The sequence below is a fragment of the Actinoplanes sp. NPDC051851 genome (genome assembly GCF_040681165.1).
Classification (GTDB): domain Bacteria; phylum Actinomycetota; class Actinomycetes; order Mycobacteriales; family Micromonosporaceae; genus Actinoplanes.
Genome location: NZ_JBFAYF010000148.1, coordinates 1 through 3596, shown reverse-complemented (window position 1 = coordinate 3596; position 3596 = coordinate 1). Strand labels below are relative to the sequence as shown.

1 protein-coding gene and 1 pseudogene are annotated in these 3596 nt (G+C 69.1%); both read right to left on the bottom strand.

Annotated features, from left to right (window positions below; translation table 11 throughout):
* On the bottom strand, positions 1-3095 hold a 3095-nt coding region (locus AB0M08_RS47255), incomplete at its 3' end, for an amino acid adenylation domain-containing protein (RefSeq protein WP_364508866.1).
* A gap of 120 nt (positions 3096-3215) precedes the next feature.
* Positions 3216-3563: pseudogene (locus AB0M08_RS47250) on the bottom strand (AMP-binding protein); the annotation flags it as partial.
* Positions 3564-3596 lie beyond the last annotated feature (33 nt).

The following is a 3596-nucleotide window of genomic DNA, read 5'->3' as shown; positions in this document are numbered from 1 at the left end:
GCCAGGTCACCGGTGCGATACATCCGCCCACCACCGAACGGACACGCCACAAACCGTGACGCCGTCATCCCCGGACGAGCGACATAACCGCGAGCAACACCCAGACCCTCGATATAGACCTCGCCCGTCACACCGGGCGGGACCGGCTGCAGGAACTCGTCCAGAACGAACACTCGCTCATGAGCGATCGGGACACCGATCGGCGGCGCACCCTCACCAGGAGAGAGCCGCACCGCTGTCGTGATCACCGTGTCCTCAGTCGGACCATAGGTGTTCCACACCACCGCCTGAGACAGCCACCGATTCGCCAAGTCGGCACTCAGCCGCTCGGCGCCCAGCACCCAGTTCGCGACACCCGGCACCGCCGCCGGGTCGAGGACCGAGAGCAGGGACGGCACCACACTCGCGGCCGTCACCCCCGACGAACGGATCATCTCGGCCAGCAGCGCAGGATCGGTGCGCTCCTCCGCCGAAGCGATCACCAACGTGCCACCCGAACCCAACGTCACCGCCAAGTCCAACACCGCCGCGTCGAAACTGAACGCCGCGAACTGCAACACCGTCTCACCCAGGCCCAGAACCGGACCCATACCATCGATCAACGCGGCGACACTCGCGTGCTCGACCGCCACACCCTTCGGACGACCCGTCGAACCCGACGTGTAAATCACGTAAGCCAGGTGGTTACCGGCCGGCAGCGGGAACTCCTGCGACGACTCGGCATCGTCCGGGACCAGCAACGGCAGATCACCGAACGGACGGTCACCGATGACCGCACGCACACCCGCATCAGCAACGATGAAATCGAGACGATCCTGCGGATACGCAAGATCAAGCGGCACCCACGCCGCACCGGCCTTCCACACCGCCAACTGAGCGACGATCACGTCGATGCCGCGAGGCAGACAGATACCGACCCGGTCCTCGACACCGATGCCCAAGTCGGTCAAACGCGAGGCCAGAGCATTCGCACGCGCGTCCAGAACACCGTACGAGAGAGAAGAAGAACCGAAACGCAAAGCTAAAGCCGACCGATCCTGAACAGCAAAACGCTCCAGGAAAGACACCCCGACAGGGGTGCCGGAAGGCGACGACACCACCAGATCACGCTCGGTCGGCGTCAGGACCGCGATCTCACTCACGTGGCGAGAGGGATCGGCGGCGATCTGTTCCAGGACCCGAGCCAGGCGGTCGGCGATGGACTGCGCGGTCTCCTCGTCGAACAGGTCCGCGGCGAACTGGATCTCGCCGTGCAGGCCGGCCGGAGTTCCGTCCTCCGCGCGGCGCTCACCCAGCGTCACCGACAGGTCGAACTTGGCGGCCGACGCCTGGCCCTCGGCGACGAGCGGCTGGACCTGAAGGCCGGGAAGCCGCCAGCCGCCCTCGCCCCGGGTCAGGTTCTGCAGCGCGAACATGACCTGGAAGAGCGGGTTGCGCGCCAGCGAGCGCTCCGGGTTGAGCACCTCGACCAGCTTCTCGAACGGCAGATCCTGATGCGCGTACGCCGCCAGATCCGTCTCCCGCACCCGGCCGAGCAGCTCACTGAAGGTAGGGTCTCCCTCCCATCGCGTCCGCAGCACCAGCGTGTTGACGAAGAAACCGGCCAGATCGTCCAGCGCAGCGTCGCCCCGGCCCGCCGTCGCCGTGCCGATCGGGATGTCGGTGCCCGCGCCGAGCCGGGAGAGCAGCACCGCCAGGGCCGTCTGCGTCACCATGAAGAGGGTCGCCCCGCCCACCCGGGCCACGTCGAGCAGGCGGGCGTGCGCCTCGGCGCCCACCTCGACCGGCACCGAACCGCCCCGGAACGACGACACCGCGGGGCGCGGGCGATCGGTCGGCAGGACCAGCTCCTGCGGGGCGTCGGCGAGCTCCTCCCGCCAGTGGTCCAGCTGGCCGGTGATCAGGCTCTCCGGGTCGTCCAGGTCGCCGAGGACCTCGCGCTGCCAGAGGGCGTAGTCGGCGTACTGCACCGGCAACGGCGCCCAGCCGGGGGCGGCGCCCTGGTGGCGGGCCGTGTACGCGGCGGCGATCTCCCTGCCGATCACGCCCATCGACCAGCCGTCCACCGCGATGTGATGCGCCACCAGCAGCAGCACGTGCTCCGTGGGCCCGACGCGCACCACCCAGGCCCGCCACGGCAGCTCGACGGCGAGGTCGAAGCCGCGGTGGGCCTGCCCCGCCAGCAACTCCGGCAGCTCGGACTCGATGGCCTCGACCAGCAGCAGCGCCGGGCGGCCGGCCGAACCGTCGAGGATCCGCTGCCGGGGCACGCCGCCCTCGCCCTCCGGGAAGACGGTACGCAGGCTCTCGTGCCGGTCGGCCACGTCGCCCAGGGCGGTCTCCAGCGCCGCGATGTCCAGTTCGCCGGTCATCCTGAGGGTGAGCGGCAGGTTGTAGGTCGCGCCACGGGAGTCCTCGATGCGGTTGAGGAACCACATCCGCTGCTGGGCGTAGGAGAGCGGCAGCACGTCGGGCCGGGCCCGGGCGGTGAGCGCGGGCCGCGGGTCGCCGGTCAGGGTCGCCACGGTCCGGGCCACGCCGGCCACGGTCGGCGTTCGGAAGAAGACCGGCACGCTGACCTCGGCACCGAGGACCGCGCGGATCCGGGCCACCAGGCGCATCGCCGCGAGGCTGTCCCCGCCCAGCTCGAAGAAGGACACATCAGCCGGAACCGCATCACGACCGAGGATCTCCGCGAACAGACCGCACAGGATCTCCTCCGTCGGCGTCGCCGCAGCCCGCCCACCAGACTCGAACCCGACCTCCGGAGCCGGCAACGCGCCCCGGTCCACCTTCCCGTTCACCGTCAACGGCAACTCGTCCAACTCGACGAAGACCGACGGCACCAGATACTCCGGCAGCAACCCCGCGACATGCTCACGCAGACCCGCCAGCTCACCCACCACATAGGCGACCAGCCGCTGATCCCGGGCCAAAACCGCCACCTGACGCACCGCCGGATGCGCGGCCAGCACCGCCTCCACCTCACCCGGCTCCACCCGGAACCCACGAATCTTCACCTGATCATCGACACGACCCGCGAACACCAGGTTCCCGTCACCGTTCCAGCGAGCCAGATCACCGGTGCGATACATCCGCCCACCACCGAACGGACACGCCACGAACCGCTCCGCCGTCAACCCCGCCAGCCCCGTATAGCCACGGGCCAAACCACCACCCGCGACATACAGCTCACCGGTCACACCCAACGGAACCGGCTGCAAAAACTCATCCAGCACGAACACCCGCATGTTGTCCCGAGGACGACCGATCGGCAACACCGAAGGCACCACCGCACCCGGCTCCAACACAAACGTCGTCGCACACAGAGTCGTCTCGGTCGGACCGTACAAATGCCGCACCCGCACCCCCGGATTGGCCGCCATCACCCGCACGACCGCGCCGACCGGCACCACATCACCACCGGTCAGCACCTCACCGACATGCGCCAACGCCTGCGGCTGCTCCTCCGCGATCACCGCGAACAGGCCGGCGGTCACGTGCACCGCCGACAGATCCGCAGCCCCGATCACATCCGCACCGACCCGACCAGGCGGCGCCACCACCACCCGGCCACCATGAACCAACGGCACCCA